General features: G+C 29.6%; 21 protein-coding genes. All 21 read right to left on the reverse strand.

The window, feature by feature from the left end; all coding sequences use genetic code 11:
• Positions 1-4 precede the first annotated feature (4 nt).
• The gene (locus tag A9D35_RS08150) at positions 5-769 is read right to left on the reverse strand and encodes a polysaccharide biosynthesis/export family protein (protein WP_066221423.1); all 765 of its coding nucleotides are present in this window, start codon (positions 767-769) and stop codon (positions 5-7) included.
• 80 nt (positions 770-849) lie between these two features.
• Positions 850-1,998 carry a glycosyltransferase family 4 protein gene (locus A9D35_RS08155; RefSeq protein WP_066221426.1) on the reverse strand — a complete coding sequence of 383 codons (1,149 nt, stop codon included), beginning with the start codon at positions 1,996-1,998 and terminating at the stop codon, positions 850-852.
• A gap of 220 nt (positions 1,999-2,218) precedes the next feature.
• Positions 2,219-2,974: a glycosyltransferase family 2 protein gene (locus A9D35_RS08160; protein ID WP_066221428.1), complete on the reverse strand. Its 756-nt coding sequence runs from the start codon at positions 2,972-2,974 to the stop codon at positions 2,219-2,221.
• A complete protein-coding gene (locus tag A9D35_RS08165) occupies positions 2,975-3,520 on the reverse strand; it encodes a WcaF family extracellular polysaccharide biosynthesis acetyltransferase (RefSeq protein ID WP_066221430.1) in 546 nt (181 codons plus the stop codon).
• The gene (locus tag A9D35_RS08170; RefSeq protein WP_066221434.1) at positions 3,521-4,468 is read right to left on the reverse strand and encodes a UDP-glucuronic acid decarboxylase family protein; all 948 of its coding nucleotides are present in this window, start codon (positions 4,466-4,468) and stop codon (positions 3,521-3,523) included.
• A gap of 16 nt (positions 4,469-4,484) precedes the next feature.
• On the reverse strand, positions 4,485-5,627 hold the full coding sequence (locus A9D35_RS08175; protein ID WP_066221437.1) for a glycosyltransferase family 4 protein: 1,143 nt from the start codon (positions 5,625-5,627) through the stop codon (positions 4,485-4,487).
• Between the two features lie 5 nt (positions 5,628-5,632).
• Positions 5,633-6,631, reverse strand: coding sequence for a glycosyltransferase family 4 protein (locus A9D35_RS08180; protein ID WP_066221440.1), 999 nt, complete (start codon positions 6,629-6,631; stop codon positions 5,633-5,635).
• Positions 6,615-7,700, reverse strand: a complete 1,086-nt coding sequence (locus A9D35_RS08185) for a hypothetical protein (RefSeq protein WP_159427050.1) — start codon at positions 7,698-7,700, stop codon at positions 6,615-6,617. The genes A9D35_RS08180 and A9D35_RS08185 overlap by 17 nt, the downstream gene beginning before the upstream one ends.
• A 176-nt stretch (positions 7,701-7,876) precedes the next feature.
• Positions 7,877-8,995 (reverse strand): glycosyltransferase family protein, encoded by a 1,119-nt coding sequence (locus A9D35_RS08190; protein ID WP_066221446.1) that lies wholly within the window; start codon positions 8,993-8,995, stop codon positions 7,877-7,879.
• Positions 8,996-9,964 (reverse strand): CgeB family protein, encoded by a 969-nt coding sequence (locus A9D35_RS08195; RefSeq protein WP_141675495.1) that lies wholly within the window; start codon positions 9,962-9,964, stop codon positions 8,996-8,998.
• A 47-nt stretch (positions 9,965-10,011) separates the two neighbouring features.
• On the reverse strand, positions 10,012-11,040 hold the full coding sequence (locus A9D35_RS08200) for a glycosyltransferase (protein WP_066221452.1): 1,029 nt from the start codon (positions 11,038-11,040) through the stop codon (positions 10,012-10,014).
• Entirely contained in the window at positions 11,041-11,784 is a 744-nt protein-coding gene (locus tag A9D35_RS19545; protein WP_066221455.1) for an acyltransferase, read from the reverse strand.
• A 5-nt stretch (positions 11,785-11,789) separates the two neighbouring features.
• Entirely contained in the window at positions 11,790-12,752 is a 963-nt protein-coding gene (locus A9D35_RS08210) for a glycosyltransferase family 2 protein (RefSeq protein ID WP_066221459.1), read from the reverse strand.
• Positions 12,749-13,495 (reverse strand): acyltransferase, encoded by a 747-nt coding sequence (locus tag A9D35_RS08215; RefSeq protein ID WP_066221462.1) that lies wholly within the window; start codon positions 13,493-13,495, stop codon positions 12,749-12,751. The genes A9D35_RS08210 and A9D35_RS08215 overlap by 4 nt, the downstream gene beginning before the upstream one ends.
• On the reverse strand, positions 13,492-14,376 hold the full coding sequence (locus tag A9D35_RS08220) for a glycosyltransferase family 2 protein (protein WP_066221465.1): 885 nt from the start codon (positions 14,374-14,376) through the stop codon (positions 13,492-13,494). The genes A9D35_RS08215 and A9D35_RS08220 overlap by 4 nt, the downstream gene beginning before the upstream one ends.
• On the reverse strand, positions 14,376-15,566 hold the full coding sequence (locus A9D35_RS08225) for a glycosyltransferase family 4 protein (protein WP_066221468.1): 1,191 nt from the start codon (positions 15,564-15,566) through the stop codon (positions 14,376-14,378). Before A9D35_RS08225 ends, A9D35_RS08220 begins: the two co-directional genes overlap by 1 nt.
• Entirely contained in the window at positions 15,557-16,261 is a 705-nt protein-coding gene (locus tag A9D35_RS08230; protein WP_066221471.1) for a DUF1919 domain-containing protein, read from the reverse strand. The genes A9D35_RS08225 and A9D35_RS08230 overlap by 10 nt, the downstream gene beginning before the upstream one ends.
• A 152-nt stretch (positions 16,262-16,413) precedes the next feature.
• Positions 16,414-17,061 carry a glycosyltransferase gene (locus tag A9D35_RS08235; protein ID WP_066221474.1) on the reverse strand — a complete coding sequence of 216 codons (648 nt, stop codon included), beginning with the start codon at positions 17,059-17,061 and terminating at the stop codon, positions 16,414-16,416.
• A 4-nt stretch (positions 17,062-17,065) separates the two neighbouring features.
• The gene (locus A9D35_RS08240; RefSeq protein ID WP_066221477.1) at positions 17,066-18,037 is read right to left on the reverse strand and encodes a glycosyltransferase; all 972 of its coding nucleotides are present in this window, start codon (positions 18,035-18,037) and stop codon (positions 17,066-17,068) included.
• Between the two features lie 181 nt (positions 18,038-18,218).
• On the reverse strand, positions 18,219-18,887 hold the full coding sequence (locus A9D35_RS08245) for a glycosyltransferase family 2 protein (RefSeq protein WP_066221480.1): 669 nt from the start codon (positions 18,885-18,887) through the stop codon (positions 18,219-18,221).
• A complete protein-coding gene (locus A9D35_RS08250; RefSeq protein WP_066221483.1) occupies positions 18,888-19,580 on the reverse strand; it encodes an acyltransferase in 693 nt (230 codons plus the stop codon).
• Positions 19,581-19,629 lie beyond the last annotated feature (49 nt).

Consider the following 19,629-nt stretch of genomic DNA (forward strand, 5'->3'; position numbering starts at 1 on the left):
TCCCTTAACTCTTTATTAATAAAACAAGTGTAATAACAAAAGAGACCATTCCTAGCAATGACCCAACATTATTTATATATCCAGCACTTTTAACTTTTGGCCCATTTGGGTTAACAACAATTATATCGTTCTGCTTTATTCTATAAAAGGGAGTCGTAAACCAATCCGTCTTTGTCATATCAACATGTGTAACTGTCCTAACTTGATTCTCTTCTCTTATAATCATAATATTCTCACGTTTACCATTAATAGTTAAATCTCCGGCTAAACCTAAAGCTTGTGGAAGAGTAATCGTTTCTTCATCATAATCATATGTACCAGGTTTGCTCACTTCTCCTAAAATAGTAATCTTAGCATTAACAATTCTAACAATCACGGTGGGATCTTTTAAATGCCCACCTTCAACCAAAATATTTTTTATATACTCTTCCAGTTCTATAGTTTGCTTATTCAAAACATTAAGCGTGCCCAAAACTGGAAACGTAATATTTCCTTCATTAGACACCAAATACCCTTGTAGTTTTAACATATTTGCTCCTGCTCCTGAATTTTGATTTGTAGTAACTCTATTATATGGTATAGCTGCCTCTGGATTTAATGAACTTACTTTAATATCTAATATGTCATTAACTTGAATTTTTGTTGTATTAAAAACAACCTCTTGCGGAATATTTTCATTGTCCTGAAAATATAATATTTCCTTTTTTGTAGAACAAGAATTACATAATAACATGACTACAAGCATGTTTAGAAACCAATTAATTTTCATTAACTTTATTTTATTATTAATTTACAAATATAGATTGAATCCAACTAATTGCAACTTTCTTAAGGGAAAGATTTAGAAATTTATTTAGCTTTAGTATAGTTTACTAAATTCAGTTTTCTTAATAGTCTATTAAGTTTAATTCGTTTCTTAAAAACACTATAATTTATAAAAAAAGGTAAAGAAAACATAACAATACCAAATATTACAACACTTATCAATTGCACATTAACAGGTATGTTTTGAAATAGTAAGGCAAATATTAAAACACAAGTAGAAGCTATCGAAATTATAAGAGTTACTTGCCAATGTTTTAAACCTAATTGTAACATATGATGGTGAATATGATTTTTATCTGGACTAAATGGATGCTTTTTAAGGATAACGACGCGAACATAGAAAATCCTCAAGGTATCCAATAATGGGAAAAAGAGTATTGCTAAAATTATAACAGGTGAGTTAGAATAAAATTGTGATCCTGGATTTAATTGATTAAAACTAATAAAGGCAACGGCTTGAAACGCTAGTAAAAACCCAACGACCATAGATCCCGTATCCCCCATAAAAATTTTACGAACCTTAGAAAAGTTAAAATACAAAAACGGTACTAAAGCCCCAACTAAAGCTAATGATAACACCGTAAGTGTCATATCTCCCATTTTAAAAAACAAAAAGCCTAAAAAAGCACTTGCTAGCAGTCCAACAGATCCAGCCAAACCATCTAAACCATCAATTAAATTGTAAGCATTGATAATTAAAATAAAAACGAATAATGTAAATCCAATTGAGATAAAATAAGGTATATCATAAAGTCCTAATATTCCTGAAAAACTTGTAATTCTAATATCTGTTATTAATATTACTAATAGGGCAGCAATAATTTGCCCCATCATTTTTTTCTTCGGAGATAGTATCAAAATATCATCTTTAACACCAAGAAAGAAAAGTATGATTAAAGCCCCTAGTATGGGCATAAGTATTTTACCATTTAAAAAGGCGCCTGATAGAGATATTACTATTGCAACTGCAAAGAAAATACCAATACCACCTAAGGTAGGAACGGTCTTAGAGTGTACGCTTCTCTTATCGGGTACATCAACCAATTGCTTTGCATGTGCAATAAAAATTATTGTAGGAAAGGCTAGAAAAGCGGTAACTAAGGCTAACAAAAACGGAAATAATAATAACATTTCTCCGATCCCCTTATCTATAATTTCAGTTATTAAATTCATTAATAGCGGTTTGGGTACAAATGTACAACTTAATACAAAATTGAACAATTGTTGGTTTTTTGATTTATCAGAACTGCGAAATACAATATAAATTAACCCTATGATACTGAAATAGGTTAATTCAAATGCACAAAAAATTAGTTCATATACTATTTAAACAGAAAATAAATTCTGCTCTAAAACAATTCTGACCTCGTCTTCACTATTACAAAAGTAAGTTTTACTTTTTAAATAGCTGAGGAATTTTAGAGAGATTTTTTGAACAAACAATAATCGTAGGATTCCCAACTTTGTTCCCTTTAACAGCCATATAATCTTCTCTTGTTTTTAACCAAATATTTTTAAGACTGCGATTACTAGCACCACCTACTCTCATTTTTGTAATAACTTCGGGCAAATAGGCAAATTGTAATGTATTATCCTTAAATATTCGTAACATCATATCGTAATCTGCTGCTATTTTAAAATTTAAATTAAATACCCCATGTTTATTATAAACCTCTTTTTTTAGAAACAACGTGGGATGAGCTGGCATCCATCCTTGTTTTAGTAATTTTTTTGAAAAGGATTTACTTTCCCAATTTCTAATCACTTTGTCCGAATTGGTTGCATTAATATAATGTAAATCCCCATAAACACCATCGACATTGCTTTCGTTAAAGCATTTCACAATATGGTTGATGGTCTTTTGTGAGTTAAAAAAGTCATCGGAATGTAGAAAACCAACGATATCTCCCGTTGCTTTTTCAATGCCTTTATTTAAGGCATCATAAATGCCTTTATCTGGTTCGGAAACACAAACAATATTATCATGATTTTGCTTTTCTGAATCGATAAGTGTCAAAGTTTTATCCTTTGAAGCTCCGTCTATAATAATATACTCTATATTATCATAATCTTGAGACAACACGGATTTCATACAATGTTGAATCGTATTTTCGCTATTATATGTAGCTGTAATTATGGAAACTTTCATTTATTCAATATTTCTTTTCCTAATTGATTCTGCTGGATTTCCCTGGTAAACCACATAAGAATCCATATTTTTAGTTGCTACCGAATTAACGGTTAAAATGGCATGTGTTCCTATGGTTACCCCTGGACATACTACAGATTTAGCTCCAACCCAAGCGCCATCTTCAATATGAATCTCTTCCACAATTAAATCGAAAGTTGATTTTTTATAATTATGGTTTCCACATAACAACATAGCTTCTTGCGACACGCATACGTGGCTACCTATAGATACCTTTGCCAAATTATCTATCCAAACTTTTTCACCTATCCAAGTAAAATCCCCAATCGTTAACAACCAAGGATGTTTAATATTTACACCGGGCTTAACAACCACTCCAGTTCCTATTTCTGATCCAAAAAGCCGTAACAAAAAAACTTTTAAACCAGAACTAGGATTTAATGGATTAATAAAAAACAAGACGTTTATAAAATACCAACATAAACGCTTTAGTTTACCTCCGGGTTGATACCAAGAGTTATTGTATGTTGATAAATCTGTTTTCAATTACTTTTCTGCTTTTAATAGAGTATCAAAATAAGCAATGGTTTTTACTAAACCTTCTTCTAATTGAATTTTTGGTTCCCATCCGTTTAGTTCTTTTTTAGCTAAATCGATGACCGGCTTACGCTGTAAAGGATCGTCTTGTGGTAAAGGTAGGTGTATTATTTTAGATGAGGAGTTCGTCAATTCAATCACTTTACTTGCTAATTCCATCATGGTAAACTCTACGGGGTTACCAATATTTACAGGTCCCATAAATACATCACGACTGTTCATCATACGTATAGTTCCTTCAACTAAATCATCAACATATTGAAAAGAACGTGTCTGACTACCGTCTCCAAACATCGTAATATCTTCTCCTTTTAAGGCTTGTACTATAAAATTAGAGACCACACGCCCATCATTAGGATTCATATTTGGACCATACGTGTTAAAAATTCTAATAATTTTAACCGCAACTTCATTCTGTAAATAGTAATCCATAAATAAAGTTTCTGCACATCGCTTTCCTTCATCGTAGCAAGAACGTAATCCAATAGGGTTTACATTTCCCCAATAAGTTTCTGGCTGAGGGTGTACTGCTGGATCTCCGTAAACCTCACTTGTTGATGCTTGTAAAATTTTAGCCTTAACACGTTTTGCTAATCCTAACATGTTAATCGCCCCCATAACAGAGGTTTTAATCGTTTTAATTGGGTTGTATTGATAGTGCACTGGTGAAGCTGGACAGGCCATATTATAAATCTCATCTACTTCAATCATAAAAGGTTGAGTTACATCATGACGTACCAATTCGAAATAATGATGATCCATTAAATGTTCGATATTCTTTTTACTTCCTGTAAAATAATTATCTAGACAAATCACTTCATTGCCTTCGTTTAAAAGACGTTCACATAAGTGTGAACCTACAAACCCGGCTCCTCCGGTGATTAAAATACGTTTCATTTTTTACTATTTATTTTTAATTGAATAATTGTCTATTAGCTTCCAAAACTTCTGGGTTTTCGCAAAATACTTTTGCATAATTATAAGCTGCCTCAGACCACTCCTTATAGGAGTCTGCATCCATTTTTGCAGCCTTAATTAAAACCTCAGTGATACTATTTGTATCTTTTAACGGAAGATCCCAACCTATGCTTTTAGATTCCAAATCTCTCCAAGGTGTTTGATCAGAAATAATAACAGGACATCCTGCTGATAAACCTTCCAATATAGCATGTCCAAAATTCTCTCCTTCTGATAACAGGACTAAAAATTCATAATCCCTAATTACATTAGGTACTTCGTCACCATCAATTACACCTTTATGAGTTACAGTAACACTTTTAGGTAGTTTTTTTATAATTTCTTTACATTCATCCCAATATACAGAATCATATATTGGACCATAAAGATCTAAAATTATAGTTGCATCTTCAACAGGTATCAATGCATGTAAAATGTGATGCGTCCCTTTTTCTCTTGATATTCGTGCAATGCAAACCATCTTTGCGACATTTTCTAACTTCTGTCTTTTACTATTCTCATCTGATATCAAACGAGGTAGGTTCGCTGCTACAAGCACATTTGAATTTCCTGTATTATTTATTATATGTTGTTTTTCTGCTTCATTAGTAGCATGAAACATAATGTTTTTATATAGTCCATATTGCTTTGCTAATTTTAAAAACATTTTTTTACGTCCTTTTTTGACTGAAAATGCTTGTGGGTTTAACATACCTCTGGCTGCAACTACAACTGGCATATTAGATTTCTTCAAATAATACAAGGGCAGAATTGAAAAATTTAAAGAATAAATACCATTAATATACCCTATATCAAAAGTTGTTTCTGCTATTAAACTCTTAATAGTTTGTTTATTTAACTGATCGTTAGAAATATAATATACTTTAGTATTGTCGTTTATAGAATTCCATGAATTCGAGGTTATGGCTTTATAAGGTTCGTTTTCACAATAATCCGTATCCCTAGTAACAATTAAAAATTCGAATTCATCTTTAAAATGAGCTATTAAATTTGCATAAGATCGTACGGGTCCACCAGAACGTGTTCCAGGTAAAAACCAATCGATAAAAATTAATATTTTCTTTTTAGGGTGTTCCAATTCAATTAATTTAAAATAGATTTATATAGTTCTATATACGCGTTTGAGATATTTTCTAAACTAAATCGTTCGACATTCTTAATTCCTTTATCCACTAATATATTACGATATCTTCCATCTGATACAACCTTCTGAATTCCATTTCTAATAGACTCCACCTCGTAGGGGTTTACTAAACAGGCACTGTCCTTGGCCACTTCTTTCATAGCACCCAAATTAGAGGTAATAACAACTCTACCAACAGCTTGTGCTTCTATTATAGGCATTCCAAAACCCTCATATGTGGAGGCAAACAATACAAAATCGCAGAGTTCATATTCCCTTACCACTTCAACATAGTCAATATTTACTCGCGTCACATATGTAATATTATATTTTTTTAATAATGCCATATGATTTTCGGAAAGTTCCCCTATAATTCGTAATTCACATGAAATTCCTTTTAAAGCTTCAAAGGTACGTTCTAAATTTTTATTAGCTTTAGTTCCTATTAATAAAATTCTAGGAGAAATATTATTAAAAGGTTTGGGTTTAAAGTGTAATTGGGAATTCACAGGATTATAGATAACTCTAATTTTGTTCGATGCAAAAGGAATTAATTTTGACAGCTCCAATTTTGTAAATTCTGAAATTACAGTAATACGTTTAACAAACAACGCAGGTAACCAAAACCAAAATAATTTAATATAAAATTGTTTAACAAAATTCCCTTGAAACGCGGATCCAATATCATGGATAGTTAAAACAGTATTCTTACCTGTCACTAATGCTACATAGTGGACATCTCCTGTGATATGATGAATGTTATTTTTCTTATCTATAGTTAAACTCTTTATATTTTTAAATAAAACAACTGGACTTCCTCCAGAATAAGGTAGTTCTATCGTGTTTGTATTACAACGGTCAGATACTTTTAAATTTATGCTGTAAAATAATTCCTCTATACTATTGTATTGAGATAAACGTTTTCTGAAAATATAATTTAAGCTATGATTGTCTTTCAAAATTCCAATTTAAAAATTTCTTGCCTGCCCAAATAAAAAGAAATATAACTACAAGAGATTTAACTAAATGATTTAAAACTACTACTAATTCTGTTTCGGCTTTAACTACTTGTAAAAATAGCAGTGGAATAAAAAATATTAAAATAGTATTTACATTAACCTGCCTAAGAAAGTAATTCCAAAAACCAATTAGAGACCAACTCCAAATGCCCATAAAAAAAATGCCCCCTACAACACCAAAATTCGCATAAGCCTCACCTATAATACTTAACCCCATAGATGTATTTTCTCCTAAAGTAAGTCCTGTAAACCTCAAAAAATTTTCTACCCCTCCAGCTTGTTTTTTATTTGGATTAAGAAATCGAGGCAAGGCACTAGCAGAAATAGCATCTTTAACTGTTTCTCCTTCTGCGAATGGCTCATTACCTGGTACATTATTCATAATAGCACTAATAATCCATCCTTGATTTAACCTTACATTTAACTGTCCCTGTTCCTCTTCATTTTCCAAATCTCCTCCAGAAATTCGCTGACTTAAAATGGATAAAAACAATTCAGTATTATTACCTGAATATCCTTGTTGGATTATCATTCTATAATTATGTTTAACAGCTTGTATAGCAGTACTCAGAATGAAACCTGCCAATAAAACAATAATGTTCATTTTAATTTTTGTTTTATATTTATAAGCCCAAAACATATAATAAAATGTAGTCCATAACAAAAAATCATGAAACATTCCCGATCTCAAAGCAGATAAAAAGAGGTAAACAATTACTCCATAAAATAAATACCTGTGCCACTTTTGATCTGAAAACAACAAAATAAGCCCACCTACAAACTTAAAATTAGCTACTAAAAAAAAGAAGAACTGTAAGCTGCCCGGCATATAACTTTTCAAGAAATCACAAAATACACCTATAATCAATATATATACCCCGTAGTATTCGAATCCTTTAAAATTTATGTCTTTCTTTTTTAAGTTATACTTTTTTAAGCCAAATAAAATTATTCCTGCATAAACAAAGTAAGCAGGGACCACATAACTCATATAAATGGTTTCTGTCACATACATATAATATTTATAGTGATGAAATTCGTTACCGTAATCAAATACAGGCCCCACAATCCACTGAAGCCCCGCGATTAGAAGCATGAATTCCAAAATAGGGATGCTCTTTCCTAGATTTGATACAAATCTAAAACCTACAAAAATGACTGAAATTATTCCTATTGTCGACCACATTATTTAGGTTCTCTTTGCAATTCTAAAATTAATTCTTGCAATGCAACTTCTGCAAAAAAATGTTTACTATTTTTCTTAACACTTGGAATCACTTCTTCTAACTGTAAAGTTTCAACATTTTCAAAATTAATAGCGATAACATCTTCAGAAGCATATGACTTAATACCAAACATTTTATCAGAATACCATACTGTTAAACCACAGGCTAAATATTCAAACAGTTTATTGGGTGCATTATATTTAAAATTATCAGTTAAAGCCTTATAAAGAATAACTCCAACATTATATCTAACCAATAGTTTTGGTAATTTACTATACTCTATTCCGTCCTCATTAAACTTGATATATTGAGAATTTAATTTTCTTAGATAATCTAAAGTTTCTCTGTTAAAATTATACCCATATATATCAAAAAAGATTTTACCCTCTTGACTGATTACCCAAGAACAAAATTCTCTTAAATATGAATAATCAAGCGATAAAGTTCCCACATAAATACATTTAATAATGTTATCGTTGAATAAATTCTCCTTTTCAATATTCCAAGAACTCGGTGGATAATTAGGAGTAACATACATCTTATCTTTTGATATATCTGGATGGTCTTTTAGAAACAGATTAACTCTATCTGAATTTGTTTGAGAAATCCACTCAGCCCTTTTAAATAAAAATTTTTTTTCCAAATAATGATTCAAGACAACTTGCTTAGATGCTACTTTTTGATACCAATGATTAGAAAAATACTCATGAAAATGTATATATAATTTTACCTTCCTATTAAAAATAAAAATGTATAAAAAAACAGGTAAGGCAGAAAAGCTTTCATAATACAAAATTTTATCGGGACGAAAAGCAATTAAATTTGACATCATTTTGAATAGAGAAATAATTTCTATAAATTTCTTTCTAGTGAAACTAGTATTTAAAGTGGGAGAATCTCCCCTGCAGATGCTATCTAAATTACTATTTACATATGAATCCCTTTTCTTTTCATTCTTAGTAGAATAGGCTTTTATCTTAAATTTTTCATTCTTTGAAAGAATATTCAGAAGATTAGTTACTGGAGGGTAGAATTCTAGAGGAAGAGAATGAATTACTGCAAGTCTTATTTTATCCATTTAATGCCCTATAGTTTTTAATAATACATTCTTTATTATACTTTTATAGTCAAAACCATTATCCATAACCTTTAACTTTCCTTTATTCGTTAATTTTTCTAACTCATCCAAATTATTCATATAATATGATAATTTATCTAATAATTCTTCATTAGAAGAGTAAAACACAACTTCGTCTTCTTTATAAAATGCCGTTGTTTCTTGATTTCTTTCTGTTAATAAGGCTGTCCCACATGCAGGAATTTCGAATGTCCTCGTTGTATGTAACTCTGGAAATCTTTTAGACAACATCCCTAGAGAAAACATTGAAGAAGAAATTAACTTACTATAATCTTCTCCAAAAATTGATTCTCCTAAAAAATTAAATTTTGTATTATCCTTATATTTCTCAGAAAAACTTCCCCATCCCTTTCCTACAACGGTTACTTCAATATCATTCATTAATAAAAACTTGACTAGTTTAAACCTGGAGTCTTCAGCTAAACCAATGAATACAACTGTTTTAGTTTTATCCCTAAATTCATGATATGATTTATGAATATTTTTATCGAATCCTTGGGTGGTCAAAATAATTTTTTCTGCATCGACCAGTTCTTCATAAAACGGAATTTCCTTTGATTTAGTTGTAATAACATAATCAAACAAATTTATATTAGAAATAAATTTATTTGATTTATTTTCATAGAAAGCCATGTCTGGAGTGAAATGAATTAACTTTTTTGAGTTATCCTTCAAAATCATTAATGTACGGCGACTTAAGATCATTCCTTTATCGACCCAAATCAAATCGTAATTTTTTGACTTTATTTGCTTTTGAATAAATGTATTTGTATTATACACTAAAGGGCCAAGCTTATATCTAAATCCTAAAGACCTAAAAATTTTTAATGTTCTAAAAAACGGAATATGAGTATTAATAATCTGAAAATTTTCTACGGATAAAATGGCTTTAATTTGATCTGCTCGCATCTTACTTGTAGTCCCCTCCGAATATTGACCTATATACAAAATTTTTTTCAATTTATTAATGAATCTATTTTATTAATGTAAACGTCTGGAGAATAAGCTTCTAACATTTTTAATCTGGCTGTTTTATATTCTTCAATATTAATATTCTTAATTTTATGAAGTAATTCGTCATGCCAATCAACACTATCCAACATAAATGTGTCCAAACTTAAATTTTTAGCAATACAACCAATTCCTCCCGAATTAAACCCCACTATAGGCACTCCTTGATTCAAGGATTCGAGGAAAATAACTCCTAGTGGTTCATTCTTATTAAAATGGATTACGACATCTATATTTTGATAAATATCTATTTTATCTTTAATAAAACCTTTGAAATTTATTGTTACAAAATTCAATTGGCCACACCATAATACAAATTTATCAATCTCATCTGAGCTATCAACATGTCCAAAGAAAAAGAAGGTGATATCTTTATTTTTTTTCTGCTCTAGGAAATCTATAAACTCATACATCTCTTTCAATCCTTTAGATTTAGATACGCGACCTATAACACCTACTTTAATCTTCTCTAAATCATCATAACTAGTATTCCACTCTATATCAGACTTAAATGCTCGTGCAGGCGAACTAACAACTTGAGATTCTATTCGAACATTATCATAAATCAACGAAGCTATAAATTCTGATGTACTGATTAATTTAACATTCTCAGGAATCTGTTTTAATCTCGATTTTTCTGTATCCTCCGTTAATCGAACATGAATAATGAAATTTCTCCAGAAAAATAGTCTTGCTAAAATTATAATATACTTAGAATGTCCTCCCTCATTTACATAAACTTTATTGTACCTATAAAATAACTTAAATGCCAATGTGAGATAAAACCAATTTAAGTTATCAAATTGATAAAGTGTATGCTTCAAATTATTCACATTATTTAATTCCTCAAGCAAACCATTATACTCTTTTTTTATATAGACATCATACTCTTTATGTGTTCCACATAAAAAAGCAAAAAGTGTTTGTTCACTTCCGTAGAATTTTCCTGAAGGGCTCACTATTGCTGTTTTCATTTAGATACTTTTTAACAATTTTGCAGGATTTCCCGCAACAATCGTATTTTCTAAAACATTTTTAGTCACTACAGAACCTGCGGCTACTACACTTCTCTTACCTATCGAAACTCCTGGAAGTATTTTTGTATTTGCCCCAATCCAACAACCGTCTTCAATCACTACATTCTTAATAATTAACCCTCCTTTCCAAGAAGGAACAGATTTATCAGTATATTTATGATTATGGGTAAATATGAAACAGTTGTTAGCAATAGCTACATTATCTCCAATAATAACATCACCACTTAAATCAATAATCGTGTTATTACTTACATTAGAATTGTTACCTATAATTAAATTGCCCTCCATCCCCTTCTCTCTTGAATATAGTTGGCAATATGAAGAAATAGATATGTTTTCTCCTAGTTTCCAATTAGAATTCTTAACTCTAATTACACAAAAGGGCTCTAATTGAAAGTTGCCCCCCGTTTTAAAGGATGCATTCTTTTCTACAATTAATTGAGAATTAGAATGAATATGACTATCATTTCCTAATACTAGCTCTCCTTCTACTGTAATAAAACTATGTTTTCCTAACCTATTATTATCGCCTATTAAAGCTCTTCCTTTACCCCTCACATTTAAAGGGAAATCAATTCTTGGATTTCCTTTAAAGTTAAATCTACTTAATAAATAAACTGAATAAACTATCTTTGATAGTTCCCTGCCCATTGACTTTATAAAGGCTGTAAATACTTTCATTCTTATTATCTATTTATTTTATTTATTATTGATTTTATTTTAAGTGTATTCTTAAAGCCTAGAATAGAGCTTAATTTTTTAAATTTCTCACCACCAACAGGCCACATCTTTTTAAAACCAAGATCATAAAATTCCAATGAGGCTGTTTTTGATAATTCCGGAAAGGTATACTTATATAAATATATAAAATGAAGAAAATTATATCCTAATCCGCACTTTAGCTCATTGGTCAAATTAACTTTTTTTACTTCCTTCTTGTATGAAATATACGATTTCAATAGGCTTTCTGCCTTTTGAAAACTTAAGTTATTTGATTGGGATATACTATTTGGATTTCCTGATCGATAAAAAACTTTTGCGTTTTTACAAAATTTAATTTCTTTTGTATTTAATAAAACACGAGTAAAAAACTCTCCATCTTGATTTATTCTAAGACCTTCATCCCAGATGCCTGATTTTTGAATAATAGCTCTTGGAACAAGCCAACAATGTACCGCTCCCATACCTTTTCCTCTCCAAGAATCATTCAGCCATTTGTAGCCTTTATCATAATCCTGATTTACTTCTTGATTTTGCCATTTAACATTGTCTGTTTTATCATAAAATCTTCCCCAAACACCACTAGAAATGACTTCGCTCGTTTCGCCGTGAAGCTCTTTAATTTGTATTTCAATTTTCTCTTTACACAATAAATCATCTGCATCCAAATATTGTATATATTCCCCTTCACTCAATTCAAAACCATAGTTTCTTGCGGCACATGCGCCTTTCCTAATATTTTTGACAACTTTTATATTATCTGCTTCATATTGTTTGGCAAGTTCAAAAGACCTATCTGTCGAATAATCATCTACTACTATGACTTCTATATTTTTATATGTTTGATTTAATACTGAATTCATAGTCTCTTCAAGCCATGCTTCAGAATTATATAAAGGTATTATTATTGAAACTAATTTAAATCTCATATATTTTTTATCAATTTAGCAGGGATGCCTCCCACAATAGTTTCCTCCTTAACATCCCTAGTTACAACAGAGCTTGCAGCAATAACAGCTCGTTTACCAATTTTAACACCTGGTAAAAGAGTGACTCCCGAACCTATCCAAGCTCCGTCTCCTATTTGAATGGGTTTAGAGACAATTGCACCTTTCCATGCTGGTAATTCTTTATTTGTATATTCATGATCGTGAGTATACAAAGTACAATTAGGCCCAATTGCAACATCGTTCCCTATTGAGACATCATTTACAAGGTCTAATATAGTCCCATCCCCAATATTACAATTATCTCCTATCACTAGTCTTCCATTTCCTTTTTTCTCTCTAGAGAAAATTGCACAGTAATTAGCGATACTGACATTGTTTCCTATAAACCAATGATTGGCAATAAACATTTTTGAAAATTCACCTATACTAAAATCATTCCCAATAGTTAAACTGGTATCTTTTTTCAACTTAATTTCACTATTACTGTGAAAAACACAATTATTGGCTGCAGTCATTTTACTTTTTTTATCAATACCAAAAAGCGAATACTGTTTTAAAGTACTTTCTTTCCCAATCGTTAAAGTTCCCTTGCCTTCTCTTATAATTGGCAAAAAAACCTTAACATTCTTTCCTATATTTGATTTCTGTAATAAATACAACCAATATATCTTTCTAAAAAAAGACTCTAAGCTAGTTTTAAATGCGTCTAATAAAATTTTCATTTTAATAACACATTATTTACTAAACCAAGATATCCTATTCCATAATATTTTCTCATTTCTTTAAATTTTGAAAAATTAGAATATTTTATTTGCGACAGTATTAGTTTGGAAATTCTTTTTTCATATACCAAATTTACTTGTTTTTTACAAGTATTATCCAAAGGGCAAGTTTGTCTGTTTATAAAATCTTGACCAACCATTAATGTTTTTAAAGCATTCATGGGGTTTTTTTTCCTAATAGATGCTTCTTGACCATCAGATAAACGGTACCAAACAATACCGTGAGGCATTAATACTAATGAACAATCCAAAGCTAAACGGTGCCATAATTCATAATCACCATAATGTCTAACATTAGCAAAACCTTTTTTTTCCTCAAACACATCTCTTCTAATTATACTCGATAAAGGAGCCTTATGAAAAATAGATTTTTTATCAATATAATGTCTTTCATAACTCTCTTTAGAATTTAATACAAAAGGGAATATGCATTTTTCATCCTGTTCTATTGAACATAAACCAAACCCTGCAGAAGGATATTGTTCCATATAATACACCAACTGTTCCAAACCGTAGGGGTATATCATATCGTCGGCATCGACATATTTTAAGTATTTACCTTTAGCATATGAAGCTGCCTTATTTCTGTTTGGATAATCTCCTAAATTCATATCATTTAGGTATACTTTAATTCTTTCTTCTTGAGAGGCAAAAGTCTTTGCTATCTGCAAAGAAGTATCATTCGAGCGATCGTCTACAATTATAAGTTCCCAATTTTTATATGTAGATGCTAAAACACTTTTTATCGCGTCAGCTATATATCTTTCGCGATTATAAACAGTCATCAGCACCGAAACAAGTGGTTCATGCAAATTTCTCATTAAAAATTTGGATTAAAATTAAATTTCCTTATAAATTGGACTATTCTATTTGGGATCCATCTTTTATTTAAAATAGGGCCTAAAGGTATTTTTGGTACATTATTTAATTTATTTAAATTAACCGAAACTTGTGTAAATGCATCAAAATAATTCTTTGCATTTTTTTCAGGGTTAAACATTTTGTTTGCTTTAACAATTGCATTTTCTTTCATCTTTTCTAAAATGTCTGGAGAAGTATATAGTTCAATTAATGATTCCGAAAATGCATCAACATTATTAACTTCTACCAGTATGCCATCTTTATTCTGAGAAACTACTTCCGGAATACCACTCTCTATAGAACTAATAATAGGAACACATCCAGACTTCATAGCCTCTACTAAAACATTAGGCAAACCTTCAGATCGTGTTGGAAATAGCAACACGTTATTTCTTTTTAATATCTCAATAACTTCCTCATTATTTTTTTGTCCAAGAAATGTTACATTTTTATTATTCTGGAACGCTTCTTGCAACCAAAAGTTCAATTCACCGCTACCTACAATATTAAAATGGTATTTAATGTCTTTATCTTCCAGTTTTTCAATAATAGAAGGTAATAAGTCAACACCCTTACGCTCTATTAAATTACCGACAAAAACGATTTTAAGAATATTATCTTTAAATTCGACTAATTCATTTTTTACTTCTGGTACGGGGTAATAAATAAGGTTTACTTTATGCCTGTTGGCCGGCTTTAATCTAAGATTTAACTTATCGTTGATAAATTTACTGTATACAATAAATTTATCGATGTAATCCTGAAATATTTCACAATGTCCATAATAAGTCTCAAAGTCACCATGCACTATATAAATTAATGGATTAGAAAGTTTTAATAACACTACCATTCGTAATTCTGTAATATCATTAGCAACAATAATTGATTCACTATTTACTGTTTCTCTAATTGTATTTAACGTATGGTATAAGTTATCAAAACCACTTAAATTAAATCTAACAACATCATCACACCAATCTTCAGATATAGTATTATGATTTTTTTCCTCATACTTATATAATACTAATTTATATTTTAAATTACTTTTAGGCTTAAATTTTATAATGTTTTTTAATATGGTTGATACTCCTGCAGGAACATCTTTATTAAAAATAACAATCTTTGTTGCTTTAAATTCTTTTATGTCCATGTAGGAGGATATTTAAAAATTCTATTTTGAATTTTGTTAAACAATGTATTTTTCACAACTCCCGTATTAATAAATTCAGCTACATCAAAGAGATGAAATGTTGTATGTAATAAAATCATGTCTTCAGGATTACTAAGCATAATATTACTATTAGGTTTATATTTTTCTTTTGAGAACGAGATTGCATCCAGATGCTTTAGTTTATGAAATAATAATATATCTGAAATTAAAGGAAAATCCCTATCATCATGTTTAAAATAAAGTCTATAATTACTATTTAACATTCTTTCTTTCCTTCTATCCCACTTATTTTTAGCCTCTTCCTCACTTTTATAATGTAAGAAATGAATTTCGACATCATCTAAAACTCCTATTGGATAATGAATATTTTCAATTGGATACATTGAAGATTCCTGAAAAGTCATTTCTTCCCGCATGTAGAAGTCAAAATTTTGGAGTAATTTTATGTAACATGGAGAATTAATAAAAAGACCTATAAAAGGCGTATTATAAGGTAAATCTAAAGCTTTATAAATCGCCCCTCCCCAACAATTGTTGGAAATAATTGCAAAATTGTTGTTTCTTATTCTTGATTTCAATATTCTATTTAAAACAACTCTATTAACATTTTCCCTTCTTAATTTTATGGCCTGGATTAGTTTTTTAATGCTGGTTTCAAAAATAATTTTATTCAAAATTCCGAAATAAAATTTGTTTCCATTACTTACTAATTTAAAATAGAGTTTAAAAAGTTCTTTTTGGTTTATTTTATTTATTAATAAGAAATTAATGTGCCAGACACTTCCTGCTATTTCAATCTCTTTTTCTTCCTCTTTATTAATTTTAGTTAAAAAAACAGGTAATTCTTTTTCTTATGCCATTTACACGATTCCTGGTACCATATATCATCGAAACTTCCGTGAGATAAGTGTTGCACTTTTATATTTTTGGGTACTATTATTTTGTAATTATTTTTTTTTATTTGATAAGAATAATCTATGTCATACATATGAAAACCTTTTAATTGATCGCTAAAAGGTATCTTTTGCCAAATTTCTTTACGTGTAGCCAAGAACATCCCATCAACTACAACGACTTCCTGATTCTCTAGATATGTATTTTTATTTCGGTTCTTTTCATCAAAAAAAGCATTACTCCTATAGTATTTTGAGGGTAATGCTACCCATGGTGTTGGTTCGGCAGATTTATAAATGGCCCCTGCCATTCCGATTAAGCCAACATCTTTATTATCTAAAAGTGTTATTAACTCAGAACCCCAATTATTTGAGTGAAAAAGAATATCTTCATGTATAAACAATAAATTATTATAAATAGCTTTCTTAGCACACAAGTTATATACTTGGCATATACCTAAAGATTCTACTCTATTATCAAAAGCAATTATTTCATATTTAATACCAATTGTTTTATTTATATTATTTTTTACTTGAGATAATAAATCTGGCTTTACTGAACAAATTATGATTGAAAGCATACTATCATCTTTTAAGTGTGTTAAAAAATTCTACTAAAGCGTACTCTGTTTTACTTCTACTATAAGATTCAGATGTATGCCGTGCATTTTTTTGCATTTCATAAATTAAATCTCCATTAGTTGAAATCTGGTCTATAAATTGGTTTAATTTTTCGACTAAAAGATATGGCTCATTATTTTGAAAAGAAAAACAATTTTCACCATCCCTTATAAAGTCTCGAGATCCATAACCTTCATAAGTATAAACAATACAGCCTGACGCCATTGCTTCAACTATTGAAGCATTCAAAGATTCAAAAGTATTTAGCGCTATAAAAAATTTTGACTCCTTAAAAACATCAGAAACTTCTTTATGCGTATACCCCTTTAGTTCAACAATCTCCCATTTTTTTCGTTCAAAAAAATTCAGTTTCTTCCCATATCTACGATTCAATAAACTATATACAATTTTATAATCGATTTGATCAAATTTGGGAAACATTACAATCTTATTTTTTTTATGATCAAACCCCATTTTTGTTTCTTCCACTTTAAAATTTTCTAAAATAAAAGGAGGTATCATAACTTCAGGTAAATCAATATATTTCTCTATAACACCACTCATATGTGGCATGATAGAAAATACATAATCAAATCCTAAACTTTTGTGTGTTTCATTCTTAGGTAAATTATTAAAAACATAACCTAAATTTTGAATGAATAAGATCTTTATACAATTAAGTTTCTTTAAAGATTTAAAATCAACACTGACTTCTGGAACAACTAAAACATCTTGTTTCTCTAATTTAACAGATTTAAAGTCTTTACGTGTAATTGAGGGTACATCAAAATCTAACCATTCATATGTGGTTTTTTCATCTCTAATAATAGCGGAAGCATTAAAACCGTTTTCGTTTAAAATGGAAATGTGATGCATAACAATACCAATCCCCCAACTTGGCTTGTCATGATATGGTATATAATAATAAATTCTCATGTTTTATTTGTTTTTAAGAAGGTACTAATTTTATTTTTTATATCAATTCCTTTTAAAGCAAATAGCATAAGTCTACTATTCATTATCCCTTCATATTTGGATTTCCAAAAGTTCATTTCTCTTTTTAAATTACCTAAAGCATTCCAAACTTCAATTGGGTATATTTCAGCCTTTATTTCATTTAATTCTTTTTCTTTTTTTCTAAAAAGGCTTTATGTCCACTTATTCCTTCTCTATTAAAAACAGTTACAAATTTATCTATATGTTGATACGATAAATTACGTAACAAAACTCCTTTAGCATAAAAGTCCCAATCACTTAATATTTTAAGATCCTGTCTATAGCCTCTAAATTCTTTTAAAATATCTGTTTTTGTAAAAATAGCTTGATGAGCCAAAAAACCTGTGCTAAAAAACTCCAAATTTAATTCATTTGGGTATAAATATTCTTTTCTTTTTCCTTCATTATCCTCTGCTATCATGTTTCCATAAACAAAATCATTTTTAGACATATTTAGTGAAAAAACTTCAAGAATTTCTTTATTAAAGAAACAATCTCCACTATTCATGAAAATACAATACTCACCATTGGCCATAGTAATACCCTTATTCATAGCATTGTAAATCCCATCATCAGTTTCACTCACCCAATAATTAATTCTATCATTATTTAACTCGATTAACTCTTTACTACCATCTGTAGATCCTCCATCAATAACAATATACTCGAAATTCTCATAAGATTGATCAAATACGGATTCAAAAGTTTTCTTTAAACCTTCGCAGTCATTATAGTTAATTGTTATTACCGTAATAGGCCAGTTTTTCGTTTTATTATTTTTTTTCAACATTTATAACCGTTCTCTATCCCAATTAATATTTATTTTTAAAACCTTTGCTGGAGCACCACCAATCAAAACATTTTTATTAAAGTGCTTAGTTACTATAGATCTTGTTGCTACAACTGAATCTTCAGACAAGATGCTTCCTTTTAATATAGATACATGTGAAGCAACCCAAACATGATTACCTATAAACACATCCTGAGCATAGTTTAAGCGTTGTTTAGTCAAATTATCAAGAATAGAATGAGAATCCCCTGTTCTTATATCAATATCACTAGCAAACATACAATTTTCTCCAATGCTAATTTTTGATTTGTTTTCTGTTGCCGCAATATGCACATTTTCAAAAGTTGTATTACTACCTATATTTATACTACAATTATTATCTTCAATCCAAAACTCTCCGCTTTTATTTAAACGTACATTTTTAGATACATGAATAGTATTGTTATCTCCTTTTATATAAACTAATAATTGATGGAAAGAACATTCCTCCTCAAAAACAATCTGATTATTATTACCTTTAATTCTTAATATTGAATTTTTAAATTTCGTTCTATTAACATTAATCTGATTACCCTCCCCATTAATATTTTCTTGTAAATATGGGTAAGATTTTTTTGATAAAAAAGGTAACATTTTATAAATTAATCGGTTAATCATTGTATATTTTATTTCCCATTCTAAATATTTCGACATACCAGATTCATAATTATTATTAATAATCTCCTATTAATTGGATTAAACA

The sequence above is a fragment of the Formosa haliotis genome (assembly GCF_001685485.1).
Taxonomy (GTDB): domain Bacteria; phylum Bacteroidota; class Bacteroidia; order Flavobacteriales; family Flavobacteriaceae; genus Formosa; species Formosa haliotis.